Genomic DNA, 556 nt, shown 5'->3' with positions numbered 1-556 from the left:
TAGCGTGATAAGCCACGCTGCCTAGTTCCGGCAACTCAATAGATGGATCGGCACCTAACGCCATCAACGCTTTAATGGCTACGGGGTTTTCATCATTTACGGCAAAGCCAAGCAGTGTCATCCCGTGTTTTCCTGGGGCATCGATATCTTCAAGCGCTTTCCCAAGTTTGGTGATCTTTTCACCGTCTTTTTTCTTTATCGCCTTGGCAATGTTCAACATATCCCCTTCAAAAAAGGCGTCGGCATAAGGTTTGCTGCCAAAAATATTCATCAAATCTCCTTTTGCTACCATAGATAAAGCAAGCAGCCCTGCAATCAGAAGCCATCGCCACTTTTTCACTTGATTCCACCTGGGGTTAGATGCATCTGAGCCTTTCCGCATGTGATGCTTTTAAAATCGATGTTTGATACCAAAACGTTCTTTAAGGATCTTTTCATCTTGGCGTTTTTCCTGCTCGGTTTGTTCCCTTAGGTATTCATTCACACCTTCCACTTTGCATTCGGTTTTCGGCATATAACCGTGCGGCTCTTTACAAAAAACGATGTCATTGCGAAA

The 556-nt window shown here is 44.2% G+C and carries 1 pseudogene; it reads right to left on the bottom strand.

The annotated features are described in order from the left end of the window. Positions 1-340, bottom strand: a pseudogene (locus QTN95_RS20980) (ankyrin repeat domain-containing protein); the annotation flags it as partial. Between the last annotated feature and the right edge of the window lie 216 nt (positions 341-556).

Origin of the sequence: Vibrio sp. M260112, assembly GCF_036533775.1 — a bacterium.
Lineage (GTDB): Bacteria > Pseudomonadota > Gammaproteobacteria > Enterobacterales > Vibrionaceae > Vibrio.
The sequence above is the reverse complement of the archived record's forward strand: the minus strand, read 5'-3'. Positions and strand labels throughout refer to the sequence as shown.